The sequence below is a fragment of the Agrobacterium leguminum genome (genome assembly GCF_005144435.2).
GTDB classification, from domain to species: domain Bacteria; phylum Pseudomonadota; class Alphaproteobacteria; order Rhizobiales; family Rhizobiaceae; genus Agrobacterium; species Agrobacterium leguminum.
The window spans coordinates 344,790-361,174 of record NZ_CP120212.1 but is presented as its reverse complement, the minus strand read 5'-3'; the positions used below and the strand labels follow the sequence as shown (position 1 = coordinate 361,174).

The window sequence follows — 16,385 nt, the reverse complement described above, 5'->3', positions numbered from 1 at the left end:
TTGTTACCTGTAACCTGCTTCGCCTGCCTTGTGCAGCTTGGGGCCGCGTTCTTCGATGGGCTCCAGAGCCTTGTCTACGGGAACATTAGGGGCGTCGTGAATGCTTTTCAGTGCGCCAACGGGATTATAGGCCCATTTCACCGAGTTGCTGATGACCTTCTGGACATTGGCGTCGTGATAGGTCGGATAGGTCTCGTGGCCGGGGCGGAAATAGAAAATATTGCCCGCACCGCGACGCCAGGTGAGACCGGACCGGAAGACTTCGCCGCCCTGGAACCAGGAGATGAAGACGGTTTCCAGAGGCTCCGGCACGGAAAATTGCTCGCCATACATTTCCTCGTTTTCCAGCTCGAAATGTTCCGGCAGGCCGGCGGCGATCGGGTGGCGCGGATTGATGGTCCACAGGCGCTCGCGTTCACCCGCCTCACGCCATTTCAGCGCGCAGGGCGTGCCCATCAGGCGTTTGAACGGCTTGGAGAAATGGCCGGAATGCAGGACGATGAGGCCCATGCCTTCCCAGACGCGCTTGGCGACACGCTCGACGATCTCGTCCTGCACCGCGCCATGGTCCTTGTGGCCCCACCAGACGAGAACGTCGGTCTTGTCGAGGCGCTCCTGCGAAAGCCCGTGTTCCGGCTCCTGCAGCGTGGCGGTGGTGGCGTTGATCTCAGGATTCTGGTTCAGCGCGTCGGCAATGGTGTTGTGCATGCCGTTCGGATAGATCGAACGCACCGTCTCATTGATGTGTTCGTGGATATTTTCGCCCCATACAACGGTGTTGATGGTCATTGTCATGCTCCTCGGTGAAAGCCGGGACCTTGGGTGAGCCCGGCGAAAGTTGAATGTTCAGGCGGCACCCCGGGCAGGGTTGCGGGCAAGCGCCCGGCCCTCGGCGTCGAAACGATGTATCTGCGTCGCATCCGGCGCGATGGCGATGCGTTCACCGGCCGTGCGGCCGGTCACGCCCTCTTCACGAACGACGACGGGTTCATCCGCGCCGATCTCGACATAGATGTAGCTGTCCGATCCCAGCATTTCCGAATGCACGATCTCGCCGCTCCAGCCGCTGCCATCGGTGGCGATGGTGATGTGTTCAGGACGGATGCCGATGGTTTTCGCCCCTTCGGCCTCCGCATATTTGCCGGTGAGGAAATTCATCTTCGGAGAGCCGATGAAGCCGGCGACGAAGGTGTTGACCGGACTTTCGTAAAGCTCCAGCGGCGTGCCGATCTGCTCGACCCGGCCGTCACGCAGCACACAGATACGGTCGGCGAGCGTCATCGCCTCCACCTGGTCGTGGGTGACGTAGATCATCGTCGTGTCATGCATCGAGCGATGCAGCTTGGCGATTTCGAGACGCGTGGCGACGCGCAATGCCGCATCGAGGTTGGAGAGCGGTTCGTCGAACAGGAAGACCTTCGGATCGCGCACGATGGCGCGGCCGATGGCGACACGCTGGCGCTGGCCGCCGGAAAGCTGCTTCGGCAGACGTTCCAGATAGGGCGTGAGCTGCAGCATCTCGGCGGCGGCTTCGACGCGCTTCCTGCGCTGTTCCTTGTCCGCGCCTGACAGTTTCATGCCGAAGGCCATGTTTTCGAACACGGTCATATGCGGATAAAGCGCATAGGACTGGAAGACCATGGCGACGCCACGCTTGGCGGGCGGCAGGCGGTTCACCGTCTCGCTGTCGAAGGAAAGCGTGCCGCCGGTAATTTCCTCCAGCCCGCAGATGAGGCGCAAAAGCGTGGACTTGCCGCAGCCGGAAGGTCCAACGAAGACCATGAATTCGCCGGAGCGGATGTCCATGTCGATGCCCTTGATGACATCGAAGGCGCCGAAGGATTTGCGAAGATCGCGCAGTTGAATGGTGGTCATTTGTTTTCTCCTAGCCTTTGACGCCGCCGGCGGTGAGGCCGGAGATGATGCGTCGCTGGAAGATCAGAACGAGGACAACGAGGGGTGCGGTGACGATGACGGATGCGGCCATGATCGTTCCCCAGGGGATTTCGAACTGCGAGCCGCCCGACAGAAGCGCGATGGCGACAGGCACCGTGCGCTGCTCGTTCGATGAGGTGAAGGTGAGCGCAAAGAGGAACTCGTTCCACGCCGCGATGAAGGCGAGAAGCCCTGTCGTGACGAGTGCCGGCCACATCAGCGGCATGAACACCTGGGTGATGATGACCCACGGCGTTGCACCATCGACGATAGCCGCTTCCTCGATCTCGATCGGCAGGTCACGCATGAAGGTTGTCAGCACCCAGACCGTGAAGGGCAGGGTGAAGATCATGTAGGAAAAGATCAGCGCGAGCGGCGTGTTGAAGATGCCCGCCCAGCGGATCAGTTCGAACAGGCCGGCGAGAACGGCGATCTGCGGGAACATCGAAACCGACAGGATGGTGAGCAGAAGCAGCGCGCGACCCCGGAAGCGGACGCGGGCAAGAGCATAGGACGCCGTTACCGCAAGGAACAGCGAGAGTATGACGACGGAAGATGCAACGAACAGCGAATTGCCGAGATTGCGCAGGAAAGTGCCGTTGCCGATGACGAAGCTGTAATTGGTCAGCGAGAAATCACGCGGCCAATAATTGACCTGGAACAGCGCCGAGCCGGATTTCAGGCTCGTCAGGATCGCATAATAGAAAGGGAATACCGAAATCACCATGATGATGGCGACCAGCGCATAAAAAGCGGTGGTTTTCAGGATGCTTGGCAGGGTCATCGCGCGGCTCCATCGGTGTTGACGCGCCCGAGCCACATGTAGATGACGGTGATCGAGGCGATGATGAGGAACAGCATGGTGGAGGCTGCAGCACCGTAGGAGAACTTGTCGAAATCGAACAGGTTCTCGCGCGCCAGCACCGACATGGTGCGGGTCTGGGCGTTGTTGGGCGTCAGGATATAGATGAGGTCGAAGACGCGCATCGCATCCAGCATGCGGAAGATGACGGCGACCATGAGGGCCGGGCGGATCATCGGCAAAGTGACGCGGAAGAATACCTTGACGGGATGAATGCCATCCACCTTTGCCGCCTCATACATGTCCTTCGGCACCATTTGCAGGCCGGCGAGAATGAGCAGCGCCATGAAGGGCGTGGTCTTCCAGATATCGACGATCAGCACGGCGATCATCGCGGTCTCGGGATTGGCAGTCCAGGCGATCTTGCTGGAGATCAGCCCGAGATTGAGGAACAGGTCGTTCAATATGCCGAACTGGTCGTTCAGCATCCACGCCCACATCTGCGCCGAAACGATGGTGGGAATGGCCCAGGGCACGAGGATCGCGGCGCGCACGAGGCCGCGTCCCTTGAATTCGGCATTCAGCACCAGCGCGACGATGAGACCGAGCACGGTTTCGAAGCTGACGGAAAGGATGGTAAATTTGAGGGTGTTGAGAACCGCGCCCCACCATGCGGGATCGGCAAGCAGGCCGCGATAGATGGTGCGGCCGCTGCTGAGCGTGATCCAGGTGAGGTAGTTCTTGAGGCCGACGAACTGCGCCCCGTCGAGATTGGTGAGCGAGGCGTCGGTGAGGCTGAACCACACGGTGCGCACCAGCGGCCAGCCCGCCACCAGCGCCAGCACCAGAAATGTGGGGGCAAGGAACAGCCAGGCAGATTTCAGTCGTTCCGACTGCAGGTCGGAGCCGGTGCCGGATGCCGCGACCGGTCTTTGAAGGGCTATGTCGTTCATGGGGATATCTCGCGGTTGGGGCGCGGGAAACGATCAGGCGAGACCGCCTCCCGCGCGGGCCGGATTACCAGCCGTTGCCTTTGAGATCGGTCAGTTCAACCTCGAGAAGTTCGAGATTTTCAGCCGCCGTGCCGTTGCCGGAGAGCGTGTTGTGCACCGCGCCCCAGAACTTGGCGGAAACCTCGTTATACTTCACCTTCGCCGAGGCGGAAGGACGGGGAACGGCGGTCTGGAAGATCGGCTTCCATGTCGGCATGAAGGGCTGCGCGGCGGCGACATCCTTGTCGTCGTAGAGGGATGCGATCGTCGGCATGTTGGAGAGCTGGATCGCGCGCATCTTCTGGGTGTCTTTCGACGCCAGGAATTTCACGAGCTGAATGGCCGCTTCCTGATCGTCGGAATATTTCGAAACGGCGAGATTCCAGCCGCCGAGTGTCGAAGCAGGGGCTTCGCCTTCCGCGCCAGCTGGCAGCGGGGTGACGCCGAACTTGCCCTTGATGGCGCTGTCGTCGCCATTACCCAGTGCATATGCATAAGGCCAGTTGCGCATGAAGACGGAATTGCCGGTTTGCCAGACGCCGCGCGCTTCCTCTTCCTTATAAGCGAGTACGCCCTGCGGCGCGATGGTGCCGACCCAGCCCTTGGCGGTTTCGATGGCGGCTGCGGCCTTCTCATTGTTGACGGAGATATCGCCGTTGGTCTCGACAATATGGCCGCCGCCGGCGGAAGCGATCCATTCCAGCGCGTTGCAGGTCAGGCCCTCATAGGCGCTGCCCTGGAAAACGAAGCCCCAGAGGTCCTTCTGTCCGCCTTCGCGCTCCTTGTCCTGGATTTCCTTGGCGGTCTCGCTCAGTTCCTTCCAGGTCTTCGGCGGCTGCTTGCCATATTTTTCCAGAAGGTCCTTGCGGTAGAAGAGCGCCGGCGCGTCGGTGAACATCGGCATGGCGACGAGCTTGCCGTCAACCGTCTGCGAGGCGACAATGGAAGGGAAATGATCGCCGATGACATCCTTTGTCGCTGCGGTCAGATCCACGAACTGGTCGGCCAACTGTGGCGCCCAGATCACGTCCGTCTGGTAGACGTCGACATCCTTGTTGCCGGCGGCAAGCCACAGCCGGTACTGGCTGAACTGTTCGCTGGACGATGACGGCATGGTGACGAGATTGACCTTGTGACCGGTCTCTTTCTCGAAGGCGGCGATCCGTTCGCGGAAGAACGCGACGTTCTTGCCGGTCGAATTGGCGGCGATGGAAAGCTCGGCCGCCTCGGCCGAAACGGCGGCGGAAAACGCCACTCCGCACAGGAACAAAGTCTTCATGGAAATATTCATTGTCAAACTCCTCCGTTGACGCTTCCGATTGTCCTCAAAATTGAAAGCGCTTTTGACTGACGCGAGGCTCTCAAAAGCCGAGCAATCTGTCAATACTCTTTCTAATCCTCCGGAAATCGGCTGTTTTCGCCTGCAATTTTTCGGCGTTTGCCTTTGGGAATGATCAACTGTAAGGTTTCAGGTGGGGAAAATTGAAATCGTTTTCAATTTTTGTCGGCTTGAAAAATCCGCGGCGGCGACGCATGCAGGGGCAAATTGGCAAAAAATTATGAAGCTCAAGGAATTCGCAGAGAAAGTCGGGCTCTCGCCCACCACCGTCAGCCGGGCGCTGGGCGGCTACCCCGAGGTGCGCGAGGAAACGCGCCAGCGGGTGATGGAGGCTGCGCTGAAATACGGCTACCGGCCGAATGCAAACGCTGTCAGGCTGGCGACGGGCAGGGCAGGCGCCATCGGCGTTGTCATGGGCCGATCGGGCGGCGGGCATTTCTTTTCCGAATTCATGGGCGGCATGGCGACCCGGCTGGAACGGGAAGAGACCGACATTCTCGTCAGCGTCACCGTCGACAATAATCTCGATGAGGAACTGGCGATTTTCAGCCGGCTGGCGTCGAGCGGCCGGGTGGATGGCATCATCGTGCATTCCCCCCGCCCCGAGGATGAGCGTATCGCGCTGCTCAACCGGTTGGGCGTGCCCTTCATCGTGCATGGCCGCTCAAAGACGCCTTTCGAACATGCCTGGCTCGATATCGACAATCACGACGTCACCTATCGTCCGACGATTCATTTTCTGGAGCGCGGACACAGGCGCATCGCCCTTATCAATGGTCCGGTCGGCCGCACCTTCGTGCAGGACCGCGAGCAGGGTTTTCGCGAGGCGCTGGCGACGCACGGCATTACGCCGGATCCGCGTTTCATGATGAACGAGCACTTCAGCGAAGAGACGGCCTTTCGTTTCGCCCGCTCGCTGCTGGAACAGACGCCGCGCCCAACGGCCTTTGTGGCGGGTGCAATGATGACGGCGCAGGGTGTCTATCGCGCCGCGACGCAGATGGGGCTGACGATCGGCAGGGATGTCTCCGTCATCGCCCATGACGACGTGTTTCCTTACCTTACGCCGGAAAGCATGATGCCGCCGCTTTCCACCACCCGCTCGCCCATGCGCATGGCGGGCATGCGGGTGACGGACCTGCTTTTGCAAATCATCGGCGGCCGTCCCGTCCGCGAGGTTCAGGAATTGTGGCCGGTCGAGCTGATCTTGCGGGAATCGGTCGGCCCTGCCTGAACTTGTCGGCATAGCTCACTGATTCCACTCCATTTTGTGAACGTCAGTTGATAACGTTCGCCTTTCGTCATCTATACGTCCGCGCCGTCTCATGTATAATCGGAACAGTCACGGGCGTTATGGAACAGGACCCGGGCCGGCGCGTTGAGGGGACGTGTCGAAGGAGGTGGACGGATGTTTGAATTTTTAAAACCGCAACAGCAGACTGTGATCGATGATGTCGAGGCGACCGGCACCTATGCCGATGCGCTGCTCAACGTTCCGAGCCCGGAACTTAACCGTTCGACCGCTCGCGAGCATGGTCACGAGGCCCACTCCCGCGACTATTGCGAAAATCGCGATATTTCCCGCAGCGCGCTCGGTTTCGCCTGAGCCATCGCAAAAACCTTCCTAAAAAACGGAACGGACAGGCCGTGCCCGCGTTTTCCCTGTACGACCCGCAGGGCGGCGCAACCGGACCGAAGGGACCTGACCGGCATTTGACCGATGGGCGAATTGGGTGTTGCGCCGCCTGATTGGCGACAGCGCAAAGGCGCTGTCCCACGAGATAAAAACGCAGCTTGTGCCGATTGTGGCAAAGCGTGTTTATCAGGAGGCCGCGATGCCAGCCGTTCCCGTCGAACCCTATCCCGAACCGCCGATGCCCGTGCCGCCGCAGCCGGATATTCCGCCGGTGGAAGAGCCGGAACCTGACCGGTTGCCGGACGAGGCGCCGACACCCAACCCCGACGAAAATGACGGGCCGCCAAAGGTGCTCTCGTCTTTTATGCCTCTCCGTTCTCGAATTTCTTGCTGACGAAAGCCGAGCCCTTGAGCCCGAAGCGCCACGGATATTCCGTCGCGCGGCTGATGCCGATTCGTCTGCCGCTGGTGACGGCGGCGGCTTCTTTCGGCAACCGCAGGAAAAACGGCGCTGCGTTCAACGGCGCGCCGTCCATCTCCCCCGTAATCGCCAGCGCTTGACAGAGCCTGCCCGGACCTGAGCAGAGAAGTTTCGGCTTGTCAGTTCCCCGTCGCAGTTTCATCATGTCTATGCCGGTCAGGGGTTCGATGGCGCGCAGAAGCACGGCGGAACCCGGGGCGCAGACAAAGTTGGCGCACCAGTGAATACCATAGGACCGGTAGACATAAAGACGGCCGGCCGGGCCGAACATTGCCCTGTTGCGCGGGGTCTGCCCGTTGAAACTGTGGGATGCTGGGTCGTCCGGATGATAGGCTTCGGTCTCCACGATGATGCCGCCGGTATTGCCGATGCGGAACTCCGCGCCGATGAGGGCGCGGGCCACATCCAGCGCATCGTGCAGGAAGAAACTCTCCTGCATTTCCGGGCCAAAGGCCTGATCCATCTGGAACCCTTCCGCTCTGCCGTCGTTGTGAATTCAGGTTCTAACCGTTTTCCAGCATCGGATTCGTACCGGTGCTTTCCAAGCCGGAGGGCATGTCATGCAACTTTCGACGACCTATGTAAAACGCAATAACGGGGTTATCTCCGTCGAGTTCGTCGGCAACGACGGCGAGCAGGTCTCGGTTCGCCTCGCCGACGGTCTTGAAGGGATCGACGATGCCGAGGCCATCAAGCGGGCGAGCGCGGTGATGGTGCAACTGACCGCGTTCGGAACGCGCCATGGTGCGGATGCGCCTTCGCAATTTTCCGCTCTCGGAACGGCGCAGGAGGAGGGGCCGCACGGGCTGGCGAGCGCCCGCACCGCCAGGGATCGCGCGGTTCTGGAGGAAGAACTGGAAGAGGGGCTTGAGGACAGTTTTCCGGCGAGCGACCCCGTCTCGGCGACGGTCACTTCGATCGCCTCCCGAAAAGCAGGGTCGTGACATTTGTTTCAGGAGCACATCACGCCCGGTTCCGGCATTGGCGCAAGGATTGCAAGCTCCTCACGGGCTTGTGTCCTTATGATTAACGAATGGGTAACGTCTGTTCACGAGACTTTGTCCATGGGCGAGGTTGCCGTGTTGTGGCCACCTTCGATAGTTAAGCGTCTGCCGGAAAGGCGGGCAAATCAGGCGGGCAGAACGATCCATGGGCATGCAGGCATTGCTGGATTTCGCGGTTGCGGGGTTGCGGCGAAAGGTAAGGGCAGGGGCAAGAATGGCTGCGATCTTTGCGATCGGTGGCAGCCTTGCCGCGTGCACTTCCATGGGGCTCGATAGCGTCAAGAAAGACCCGCCGAAACTGTCGTCCAAGATGATGGCGCAGATGTCGGCCAAGAGCATGCGCCCGGAAAGCCCTGTCCTCGTTCGCATTTTCAAGCAGGAAAGCGAGCTTGAGGTCTGGAAGGTCGACAAGGCCGGAAATTACGCGTTGCTCAAGGCCTATCCCATGTGCCGCTGGTCCGGAAAGCTCGGCCCCAAGATGAAGACGGGCGACCGGCAGGCGCCCGAAGGTTTTTATCATGTCTCGGCCGGCATGCTGAACCCGAACTCACAATATTACGTCTCCTTCAATCTCGGTTATCCCAACCGGCTGGAATCGGCGCTCGGTTACACCGGTGAGGCGCTGATGGTGCATGGCGCCTGCTCCTCTTCGGGCTGCTATGCCATGACGGATGCCCAGGTGGGCGAGATTTACGCCATCGTCGCGCGTGCGCTTCAGGGCGGGCAGGACCGCTTTCAGGTGCAGGCCTATCCCTTCCGCATGAGCGCAAGGAACATGGTGGCACATCGGGACGACCCCAACATGCCGTTCTGGAAGACGCTGAAGGAAGGCTACGACTATTTCGAAGTGACGCGCCGGCAGCCCAAGGTTTCCGTCTGCGGCCGTCGTTATGTCTTCAACAGTGAATTTGCCGAAGGCGAGCCTGCCGATCCGCTGGCGGCCTGCCCGCCGGCCATCAACCAGCAGGATCCGCTGGTGGCTTCGAAACTGGCCGAAGAGCAACAAAAATTTGCCGCCGCCATGAGTGAGGGAACTTCCAGCCCGCTCAGCGCGTATGTAGACGGCGGTATGCATCCGAGCTTCCGGGCCATTTTGAAATCGAACGGCGCCAAGGCCATGGCATCGCAGGTTTCCGGCACGAAGTACCCTATCAGCCGCCCAGAGGCGGCGCTGGCAGATCCCTTTGCCGGCGTGAGATGACGTAAATGAGGTTTTTCAATTGAACGAGACGACGACGACCCGGCGGGGTTTCCTGCTTGGAGCAGGTGGACTGGCGCTTGCCGGCCTTGCGGGCTGCAACACAACCGCGCGTGAGGCCGCCCGGCCTGCAGCACCCGCTGACGATCCGATGTATGCCCTGATGTACGGCCCCAAGCCGGACGAGCAGTTCCCGCTGCCGGAAATCCCCTACAAGCGGATTCCGCGTCAGTTCCTGCGGCAGATGGTGGCGAACCCGACGGGTGAACGCCCCGGCGTCATCGTTGTCGATACCGCCAATCATTTCCTCTATCTCACCTATGAGAACAATCAGGCCATGCGTTATGGCGTCGGCCTCGGCCGCGCGGGCTTTGAATGGGCCGGTCGCGGCGTCATCCAGTATAAGCGGCAATGGCCGCGCTGGACGCCGCCCGATGAGATGATCGCGCGCCAGCCGGAACTGGAACCCTATAGCAGCCGCAATGGCGGCATGGAGCCGGGCCTCAAGAACCCGCTCGGTGCGCGTGCGCTCTATATCTTCAAGGATGGCAAGGACACGATCTACCGCCTGCACGGCTCGCCGGAATGGTGGACCATCGGCAAGTCGGTATCCTCCGGCTGCGTGCGCCTGTTGAACCAGGATATCATCGACCTTTATAACCGTGTGCCCGATGGCACGCCGATCGTGGTGACGGCGCTCGGCCCCGCACAGCAGGGCGCGCCGATTGGCCAGGAAGGTGTGCCCGTGGCGCAATATGGTAACGGCGTGATCGGCGACGGCCTCTCGCAACCGATGCAGGCCTACTGACAAGGTAAAAAAGGCCGCGCTTCCAGGCGCGGCCTTTTTGTTTGCATGGTCTTTACTGCGCGCGCTTCAGCGCATCGCCGAGGATCGAGACGATATCGTCGAAATGGGATTTTTCGGCGATCAGCGGCGGCGAAAGGGCGATGATGTCGCCGGTAACGCGAATAAGCAGGCCGCGCTCGAAGCAATCCACGAAGACATCATAGGCGCGTGCGCCAGCAGCACCGTCGCGCGATTGCAGCTCGATGCCGGCGATAAAGCCGATGGTGCGGATATCGATGACGTTCGGCAGGCCCTTCAGGGAATGGATGGCGTCGTGCCAGACATCCTGCAATTCGGCCGCGCGGGTGAAAAGGCCCTCATCGCGATAGATATCGAGCGTCGCGATACCGGCGGCGCAGGCGACGGGGTGACCGGAATAGGTATAGCCGTGGAACAGCTCGATCTGGTTTTCCGGCCCATGCATCAGCGCATCGTGCACCTTGCGGCTGGTGAAGACCGCGCCCATCGGGATTGCGCCGTTGGTCAGTCCCTTGGCGGTGGTGACGATATCGGGCGTAACGCCGAAATAGTTGGTGGCGAAGGTGGAGCCCATGCGGCCGAAACCGGTGATGACCTCATCGAAGATCAAGAGGATGCCGTGCTTGTCGCAGATGGCGCGCAGGCGCTCCAGATAACCCTTCGGCGGCACCAGCACGCCGGTGGAGCCGGCGACCGGTTCGACGATGCAGGCTGCGATGGTTTCCGCGCCATGCAGGGCGACCAGACGTTCCAGATCGTCCGCAAGCTCGGCGCCGTGCTCGGGCTGGCCCTTCACGAAGCTGTTCTTCGCCGGATCATGGGTATGACGCAGGTGGTCTGCGGGGATTTGCGGGAAAACGCGACGGTTGTTGACGAGGCCGCCCACGGAGATGCCGCCGAAACCAACGCCATGATAACCGCGCTCACGACCGATCAACCGGCTGCGGGTGCCCTGGCCGATGGCGCGCTGATAGGCGATGGCGATCTTCAGCGCCGTATCGACCGATTCCGACCCGGAGCCCGTATAGAAGACACGGTCCAGTTTCGCACCTTCCGGGCCGGGCGCAATCTCCGCCAGCCGCTCGGCGAATTCAAAGGCAACCGGGTGGCCCATCTGGAAGGAGGGCGCGTAATCCATCGTCGAAAGCTGGTGCTTGACGGCAGACGCGATCTGCTGGCGGCCGTGGCCGGCATTGACGCACCAAAGGCCAGCCGTGCCGTCGAGAACCTGGCGGCCGTCATTGCTGGTGTAATACATGCCTTCGGCGCTCGTCAGCAGGCGGGGATTGGCCTTGAACTGCCGGTTGGCGGTAAACGGCATCCAGTAGCTGTCGAGAGAGGTGGAATTGGATCGGCTCGGGTTGTCCATGGTGGTCTCCTGTTCGTTGCCGGTGATTGAATGCTATTTTCGCGACTGAACAAGCCCTTTTCTCTCTGTGGCCAAGCCATTGAAAATGCTATAGGCCTGAACTCGGGTTTTCGATATTTCGAACAAGGGCAACGGGGGCTCAGGCATGTCGGTGGATATAGGCGGGCGTTTGCGCCATTTGCGGCTGCGCCACAATATTTCCCAGCGGGAACTGGCGAGGCGTGCCGGTGTCACCAATTCGACGATTTCTCTGATCGAATCCAATACCTCGAACCCTTCCGTCGGCGCGCTGAAGCGCATTCTTGACGGCATACCGATCGGCCTTGCCGAGTTTTTCGCTTTCGAGCCGGAGACGAGCCGTAAGGCTTTTTACCGGGCGGATGAATTGGTTGAAATCGGCAAGGGGCCGATCTCCTTCCGGCAGGTGGGTGAGAATGTCTTCGGCCGCAGCCTGCAAATCCTCAAGGAATGCTACCAGCCGGGAGCGGACACCGGCAAGGTGCCGCTGGTTCACGATGGCGAGGAAGGAGGAATCATCCTCTCCGGACGGCTGGAGGTGACGGTCGATGAGGAGAGACGGGTGCTCGGGCCGGGGGATGCCTATTATTTCGAAAGCCGCAGGCCGCATCGTTTCCGTTGCGTCGGTCCCGTGCCCTGTGAGGTCATCAGCGCCTGCACACCGCCAACCTTCTGATTCCAGCGGTTTTTGCGCCTCGTAACGCTCTTAGAACGGTCAAGTCGGGGCAATTCGGTAAAAAATGGCCGGCAGCTACGGCAATTTTGCGTGGCTGCCATGACTAGAATGCAGTTTCTCGCCACTCTTTTGCCGTGTTTGCGCCCTTTTAGCAATTTTTCCATCGCTTTTTCTTGGCGGCCTGGCAATGTCAGGCAAAAAAATCCCTACGGATATGTCAAATTTTATATGCATTGCCACAATCTTGCTGCGATGCAAAAAATTTTTATATTCTGTTACAGACGGGGCTGTTCTTAACGTTCCTGTCTCATCTCGCCAAGTCATAAGAAACACATAAGAAAAGACTGTCGCTGGCACAAAACCCAATACATGCCGGGGCGGTACCCATGCTCTCAACACATGGCCGTCGGCACATTTGTTGCTTTTTTATGCAACCGTTAATATTGCCCGGACGTTGATCGGCCGCTCGCGCAAGAAATCGCATAGACGGTCATGGCCAATGTGCCTTACAAAAAATCCATTAGCATCAAATTCCGAACACAGACTTGTTATCTCTTTTAGACGGAAAGACGCGCCTCCGGGCACCGACCAATCGCAAAACATAAATGGAGTTCTCTCTATGAAGTCCGCGACCCAATCGGCTGAACAGACACTCAGCAGCTCCGAAGACTTCGATGTCAGTTTCCCTATCGGGGGCATCGCAAAACGCAGCTTCGATATGACATCGGCTGCGCTTGCGCTGCTCATCTTCAGCCCGATATTCCTGTTGATCGCCGCGCTGGTGAAATTGTCTGATCCCGGCCCGATCTTTTATGGCCACCGGCGTGTGGGACATAATGGCCGCTATTTCCATTGCTTGAAATTCAGGACGATGGCGATGAACGGCGATGAGATTCTGCGGCAATATCTTGCCGCCAATCCGGAAGCCGCCGAAGAATGGCGCGCCACCCGCAAGCTCAAGAACGACCCGCGTGTTACCGCTGTCGGCGCCGTGCTGCGCAAGCTCTCGCTCGACGAACTGCCGCAGCTCCTCAACATCATTCGCGGCGAAATGAGCGTGGTTGGCCCACGCCCGGTCGTCGATGAGGAACTGAGCTACTATGAAAGCGCTGCCGCTTATTATCTCAGCACCCGCCCTGGCCTGACCGGCCTGTGGCAGATCAGCGGCCGCAACGACGTATCTTACAAGACCCGCGTCGCTTTCGACACGCACTATGTGCAGAACTGGTCGATGCGGCAGGATGTCTTCATCATCGTCAAGACCATTCCCGCCGTGTGCCTTTCACGCGGAAGCTACTGAAAACCGATATTGAGTTCGGCTTTATCGATCTTCGTTTCGACACGCACCCCGACCGGGATCCCAAGTCCGGTCTTTGGGTGCGTCATTGGTGCTAATCATACCGGCCGCTTTTCGCGGCGCTGTGCAGCCGGCCTTGCCCAGTTGCGCGACGGCCGGATCGCCCATGTGGCGATCCGCTAACAGGGAGTTTCCCGATGAACGGCTTGTCTGCCGCCCGCCGCCCGTTTGTGGCCTTCGTATTTGCCGCTTCCGTCGCTCTTGCCGCGCCGCTCTCCGCCATGGCTGCGGATGGCGCTCAATATAAGCTCGGTACCGCTGACAAGCTGCGTATCCGCGTTGCCGAATGGCAGCCGGCGGATGGCAGCATCCGCAACTGGGATGTGATCAACGGCGATTATTCCGTCGGTCCGTCGGGGGCGCTGTCTCTGCCTTTCATCGGTCAGCTGGATGTTGCGGGCAAGACCCCATCGGAGGTTAGCGAGCAAATTGGAGCCCAGCTTCAGAGCAAGTTCGCCCTTCGCAACCTGCCTTCGGCCTCCGTCGAGATCGCGCAGTTCCGGCCGATCTTCTTGAGCGGCGACGTGCAGACGCCGGGCGAATATCCCTATGCCGCCAATCTCACGGTGCTGAAGGCGGTCAGCCTTGCCGGCGGCCTGCGGCGCTCCGATGCCGGGCAGCGTTTTGCCCGCGACTTCATCAATGCCCGTGGTGACGCCGCCGTCTATGACAACCAGCGTGCAAGGCTGCTCGCCCGCCAGGCGCGGCTGGTCGCCGAGGTCAAGGGTGACGCGACCATCGCCAAGACGCCTGAAATGGAAAAGATCGGCGAGATCGACGTGCTGCTGGCCAGCGAAAGCGCGCTGATGAAATCGCGCACCGAACGTTACACCCTGCAGCTCAAGGCGCTGACGGACCTGCACGCCCTTCTGCAGAGCGAAGTCGAATCCCTGAAGAAGAAATCGGAGACGCAGAATCGTCAGCTCCAGCTTGCCAACGAGGACCGCGACCGCGTCAACCGGCTGAACGAGCAGGGGCTTGCGCTGTCGCAGCGGCGTATTTCCGCGGAAGAACGCGCGGCGGAAGTGGAATCCAACCTGCTCGATATCGATACGCAGTCGCTGCGCGCCAAACAGGATATCAACAAGGCGACCCAGGACGAGATCAATCTGCGTAACGACTGGGTGGCGCAGCGCTCCAAGGAATTGCAGGACACGGAAGCGGAGCTGGACAAGCTCAATCTGCAACTGACCACCAGCCGTGAATTGATGTCGGAAGCGCTGGCGCAATCGGCCGAAGCGATCCGTTTCGACCCGTCGGGCAAGTCCGCGACGATCGGCTATGTCGTGGTGCGTGAGGAAAACGGCAAGCCGAAGGAGCTGAAGGTGGATGAAAACGCCATGCTCCAGCCCGGCGATGTCATCAAGGTCTCGTCTGAAATCCTGATGCAGTGAGGTTTCAATGCGGATCGCCAAATCGGCGCTGATCGATCCCGAACGCAATGAGATTTACGGAATGGCGGCGGTTGCGCTGTCATTCTTCGTCTTCGCCTACTCGTCGCGTTTCGGGCAAATCTCGGTTCTGGCCTATTATGGCATGTGGCTGCCGCTGGTGGTGGTCGATTACCGGCGCGTGCTCGGCAATTATCCGCGCTATCTCTGGATATTCGCCTTCGGCATCTTGACGGTTCTGTCCAGCTTCTGGTCGGAAGCGGCGTCGGTGACCATGCGCGCCTCCATCCAGTATATGACGCATATCGTCTGCGCGCTGATCGCCATGCGGGTGATCTCCATCCGGACGCTGACGCGCGGTGCGCTGATCGGCATCGCCGTCGTTCTGCTCTATTCGCTGCTATTCGGCATTTATCTCTTCGATGCGCTGGATGGCACCTATAGTTTCGTCGGCGCTTTTTCTTCCAAGAACCAGCTCGGCTTTTATGCCTCGCTCGGTGTCATTTTCGCCGCCGCATCGGTGCTGGTGCTCAAGCAAAGGGGCATCTGGTTGCCGATTGCCGGCGTCACCGGGCTCCTGTCGGCCTATAGCCTCCTTGCGTCCCAATCGGCCACATCCACTATTACCACGGCGGCGGTGGTCGCGCTCATCATCGGTTTCATTCCCATCGGCATGCTTTCGCCGGCGAACCGAAAGATGACGTTTTTTGTGCTCGGTGGTCTCGGCGCATTGCTGGCTGTCGCATCCCTGCAATTCGGCCTGCTGGACGCAATTCTCGGCATTTTCGGCAAGGATTCGACGCTGACCGGCCGAACTTACCTCTGGCAGCAGGGCATCGAGGCGGCGAAACAGACGCCGATCCTCGGCGTCGGTTATCAGGGGTTCTGGGTCGCGGGTTTTCCCGATGCCGAACGTCTGTGGAACGATTTCTTCATTACCGGCCGCAGCGGCTTCCATTTCCATAATACCTATATCGAAACCGTGGTGGAAAACGGCTTCGTCGGCATGCTGCTGCTTGGCATAGTGCTTTACGGAACGCTGCTCGGGCATCTGCGCTCGGTGCTGATGCGCAAGAGCGATCCGCAGGGCGTCATCCTTTTTGCGATATGCGCCCTGTTTGTCGTGCGTTCCTTCGTGGAGATCGACATCATCTTCCCCTACCAGATCGGCTCGTTCCTGCTTTACTTCGCAGCCGGTAAACTGTGCCTTCCGGCAAGGGCTGCGGAGGGCAGCGTTCACCTAACTGGAGTTCGTGGCGGTTTCTCTCTCCGTCATTCCGGCCTTGAGCCGGAATCCAGCCAGCCCAAGTCCTTGGGCTGAAGGAACTCGTCTTCGCCGCGCGCAAGCCGCGTCGGCTAGG

17 protein-coding genes are annotated in these 16,385 nt (G+C 60.0%); 10 read left to right on the top strand and 7 right to left on the bottom strand.

Going from position 1 to position 16,385, the window contains the following annotated elements; translation table 11 throughout:
• Positions 1 to 3: 3 nt before the first annotated feature.
• The 5 genes from CFBP4996_RS16180 to CFBP4996_RS16160 form a co-directional block, all read right to left on the bottom strand.
• Positions 4 to 789, bottom strand: coding sequence for a ThuA domain-containing protein (locus CFBP4996_RS16180; protein ID WP_046801358.1), 786 nt, complete (start codon positions 787 to 789; stop codon positions 4 to 6).
• A gap of 57 nt (positions 790 to 846) precedes the next feature.
• On the bottom strand, positions 847 to 1,875 hold the full coding sequence (locus CFBP4996_RS16175) for an ABC transporter ATP-binding protein (protein WP_080854551.1): 1,029 nt from the start codon (positions 1,873 to 1,875) through the stop codon (positions 847 to 849).
• A 10-nt stretch (positions 1,876 to 1,885) separates the two neighbouring features.
• Positions 1,886 to 2,719 (bottom strand): carbohydrate ABC transporter permease, encoded by an 834-nt coding sequence (locus tag CFBP4996_RS16170; protein ID WP_003523786.1) that lies wholly within the window; start codon positions 2,717 to 2,719, stop codon positions 1,886 to 1,888.
• Positions 2,716 to 3,690 carry a carbohydrate ABC transporter permease gene (locus tag CFBP4996_RS16165; RefSeq protein WP_059758565.1) on the bottom strand — a complete coding sequence of 325 codons (975 nt, stop codon included), beginning with the start codon at positions 3,688 to 3,690 and terminating at the stop codon, positions 2,716 to 2,718. The genes CFBP4996_RS16170 and CFBP4996_RS16165 overlap by 4 nt, the downstream gene beginning before the upstream one ends.
• 64 nt (positions 3,691 to 3,754) lie before the next feature.
• Positions 3,755 to 5,020, bottom strand: a complete 1,266-nt coding sequence (locus tag CFBP4996_RS16160; RefSeq protein ID WP_065656297.1) for an ABC transporter substrate-binding protein — start codon at positions 5,018 to 5,020, stop codon at positions 3,755 to 3,757.
• A gap of 268 nt (positions 5,021 to 5,288) precedes the next feature.
• Here CFBP4996_RS16160 and CFBP4996_RS16155 point away from each other — a divergent pair, with 268 nt between their 5' ends.
• From CFBP4996_RS16155 to CFBP4996_RS16145, 3 genes are all read left to right on the top strand, one after another.
• On the top strand, positions 5,289 to 6,302 hold the full coding sequence (locus CFBP4996_RS16155; protein WP_020811486.1) for a substrate-binding domain-containing protein: 1,014 nt from the start codon (positions 5,289 to 5,291) through the stop codon (positions 6,300 to 6,302).
• Between the two features lie 174 nt (positions 6,303 to 6,476).
• Positions 6,477 to 6,674, top strand: a complete 198-nt coding sequence (locus tag CFBP4996_RS16150; protein ID WP_003523793.1) for a hypothetical protein — start codon at positions 6,477 to 6,479, stop codon at positions 6,672 to 6,674.
• A gap of 229 nt (positions 6,675 to 6,903) precedes the next feature.
• Positions 6,904 to 7,098, top strand: coding sequence for a hypothetical protein (locus tag CFBP4996_RS16145; protein WP_080854899.1), 195 nt, complete (start codon positions 6,904 to 6,906; stop codon positions 7,096 to 7,098).
• Here the strand turns inward: CFBP4996_RS16145 and CFBP4996_RS16140 are convergent.
• Positions 7,067 to 7,648 carry a DNA-3-methyladenine glycosylase gene (locus CFBP4996_RS16140; RefSeq protein ID WP_080854552.1) on the bottom strand — a complete coding sequence of 194 codons (582 nt, stop codon included), beginning with the start codon at positions 7,646 to 7,648 and terminating at the stop codon, positions 7,067 to 7,069. The genes CFBP4996_RS16145 and CFBP4996_RS16140 overlap by 32 nt on opposite strands.
• A gap of 97 nt (positions 7,649 to 7,745) precedes the next feature.
• On the opposite strand from CFBP4996_RS16140, the gene CFBP4996_RS16135 reads away from it, so the two are divergent.
• The 3 genes from CFBP4996_RS16135 to CFBP4996_RS16125 all read left to right on the top strand — a co-directional run bounded on the left by CFBP4996_RS16135 (position 7,746) and on the right by CFBP4996_RS16125 (position 10,195).
• Positions 7,746 to 8,129: a hypothetical protein gene (locus CFBP4996_RS16135; protein WP_162936097.1), complete on the top strand. Its 384-nt coding sequence runs from the start codon at positions 7,746 to 7,748 to the stop codon at positions 8,127 to 8,129.
• Between the two features lie 205 nt (positions 8,130 to 8,334).
• Positions 8,335 to 9,390 (top strand): L,D-transpeptidase family protein, encoded by a 1,056-nt coding sequence (locus CFBP4996_RS16130; RefSeq protein WP_162936098.1) that lies wholly within the window; start codon positions 8,335 to 8,337, stop codon positions 9,388 to 9,390.
• 19 nt (positions 9,391 to 9,409) lie between these two features.
• Positions 9,410 to 10,195, top strand: a complete 786-nt coding sequence (locus CFBP4996_RS16125) for a L,D-transpeptidase (RefSeq protein ID WP_080854554.1) — start codon at positions 9,410 to 9,412, stop codon at positions 10,193 to 10,195.
• A gap of 52 nt (positions 10,196 to 10,247) precedes the next feature.
• Here CFBP4996_RS16125 and aptA read toward each other — a convergent pair whose 3' ends face one another.
• Positions 10,248 to 11,582 carry an omega-aminotransferase AptA gene (gene aptA / locus CFBP4996_RS16120; protein WP_059758580.1) on the bottom strand — a complete coding sequence of 445 codons (1,335 nt, stop codon included), beginning with the start codon at positions 11,580 to 11,582 and terminating at the stop codon, positions 10,248 to 10,250.
• A 145-nt stretch (positions 11,583 to 11,727) separates the two neighbouring features.
• On the opposite strand from aptA, the gene CFBP4996_RS16115 reads away from it, so the two are divergent.
• The 4 genes from CFBP4996_RS16115 (at position 11,728) to CFBP4996_RS16100 (ending at position 16,345) form a co-directional block, all read left to right on the top strand.
• A complete protein-coding gene (locus CFBP4996_RS16115) occupies positions 11,728 to 12,276 on the top strand; it encodes a cupin domain-containing protein (RefSeq protein ID WP_003523802.1) in 549 nt (182 codons plus the stop codon).
• Positions 12,277 to 12,895: 619 nt separating this feature from the next.
• A complete protein-coding gene (locus CFBP4996_RS16110; RefSeq protein WP_003523803.1) occupies positions 12,896 to 13,576 on the top strand; it encodes a sugar transferase in 681 nt (226 codons plus the stop codon).
• Positions 13,577 to 13,770: 194 nt separating this feature from the next.
• Positions 13,771 to 15,027 (top strand): polysaccharide biosynthesis/export family protein, encoded by a 1,257-nt coding sequence (locus tag CFBP4996_RS16105; RefSeq protein ID WP_080854556.1) that lies wholly within the window; start codon positions 13,771 to 13,773, stop codon positions 15,025 to 15,027.
• A gap of 7 nt (positions 15,028 to 15,034) precedes the next feature.
• Positions 15,035 to 16,345, top strand: coding sequence for an O-antigen ligase family protein (locus tag CFBP4996_RS16100; protein ID WP_080854557.1), 1,311 nt, complete (start codon positions 15,035 to 15,037; stop codon positions 16,343 to 16,345).
• Positions 16,346 to 16,385 lie beyond the last annotated feature (40 nt).

Coding starts and splice junctions, on each gene's coding strand:
- CFBP4996_RS16180 (WP_046801358.1), bottom strand. CDS start 789: ATGACCATCAACACCGTTGTATGGGGCGAAAATATCCACGAACACATC.
- CFBP4996_RS16175 (WP_080854551.1), bottom strand. CDS start 1,875: ATGACCACCATTCAACTGCGCGATCTTCGCAAATCCTTCGGCGCCTTC.
- CFBP4996_RS16170 (WP_003523786.1), bottom strand. CDS start 2,719: ATGACCCTGCCAAGCATCCTGAAAACCACCGCTTTTTATGCGCTGGTC.
- CFBP4996_RS16165 (WP_059758565.1), bottom strand. CDS start 3,690: ATGAACGACATAGCCCTTCAAAGACCGGTCGCGGCATCCGGCACCGGC.
- CFBP4996_RS16160 (WP_065656297.1), bottom strand. CDS start 5,020: ATGAATATTTCCATGAAGACTTTGTTCCTGTGCGGAGTGGCGTTTTCC.
- CFBP4996_RS16155 (WP_020811486.1), top strand. CDS start 5,289: ATGAAGCTCAAGGAATTCGCAGAGAAAGTCGGGCTCTCGCCCACCACC.
- CFBP4996_RS16150 (WP_003523793.1), top strand. CDS start 6,477: ATGTTTGAATTTTTAAAACCGCAACAGCAGACTGTGATCGATGATGTC.
- CFBP4996_RS16145 (WP_080854899.1), top strand. CDS start 6,904: ATGCCAGCCGTTCCCGTCGAACCCTATCCCGAACCGCCGATGCCCGTG.
- CFBP4996_RS16140 (WP_080854552.1), bottom strand. CDS start 7,648: ATGGATCAGGCCTTTGGCCCGGAAATGCAGGAGAGTTTCTTCCTGCAC.
- CFBP4996_RS16135 (WP_162936097.1), top strand. CDS start 7,746: ATGCAACTTTCGACGACCTATGTAAAACGCAATAACGGGGTTATCTCC.
- CFBP4996_RS16130 (WP_162936098.1), top strand. CDS start 8,335: ATGGGCATGCAGGCATTGCTGGATTTCGCGGTTGCGGGGTTGCGGCGA.
- aptA (WP_059758580.1), bottom strand. CDS start 11,582: ATGGACAACCCGAGCCGATCCAATTCCACCTCTCTCGACAGCTACTGG.
- CFBP4996_RS16115 (WP_003523802.1), top strand. CDS start 11,728: ATGTCGGTGGATATAGGCGGGCGTTTGCGCCATTTGCGGCTGCGCCAC.
- CFBP4996_RS16110 (WP_003523803.1), top strand. CDS start 12,896: ATGAAGTCCGCGACCCAATCGGCTGAACAGACACTCAGCAGCTCCGAA.
- CFBP4996_RS16105 (WP_080854556.1), top strand. CDS start 13,771: ATGAACGGCTTGTCTGCCGCCCGCCGCCCGTTTGTGGCCTTCGTATTT.
- CFBP4996_RS16100 (WP_080854557.1), top strand. CDS start 15,035: ATGCGGATCGCCAAATCGGCGCTGATCGATCCCGAACGCAATGAGATT.